At 33.8% G+C, this 343-nt stretch carries 1 protein-coding gene; it reads right to left on the reverse strand.

Annotated features, from left to right (window positions below):
• Nucleotides 1–105: 105 nt before the first annotated feature.
• Nucleotides 106–343, reverse strand: a 238-nt coding sequence (locus EGD97_RS12320; protein WP_164850228.1) for a helix-turn-helix domain-containing protein, incomplete at its 5' end; no start/stop codon positions are given.

The following is a 343-nucleotide window of genomic DNA, read 5'->3' on the forward strand; positions in this document are numbered from 1 at the left end:
TGTATAGATACTTATAGAAAGAGCTTCTTGAAACCTTTAAGACTTCACACATTAGCTTGATATCATGCTCTTCTTTATGATCATTGATAAACTCAAAAATAGAGGTTACTTCTTTGCGAATATGGCCATGGCTTTTTTTAATATTTCATTTTCCTCCTCAAGCCTTGCCATCTTCTTTAACATTGCCTGATACTCTTCTGATGTTATAGTTGTATCTTTATCCACAGTTATTGGTTTAGCTTTCTTAATCCATCCATTGATTGTTGATTTTGATATGCCATATTCGCTGCTAAGCTCTGCCAAACTCTTACCAGAGTTATAGAGCTCTACAATTGTCTTTCTA

This window comes from Clostridium prolinivorans (assembly GCF_004011155.1).
Classification (GTDB): domain Bacteria; phylum Bacillota; class Clostridia; order Clostridiales; family Clostridiaceae; genus Clostridium_AT; species Clostridium_AT prolinivorans.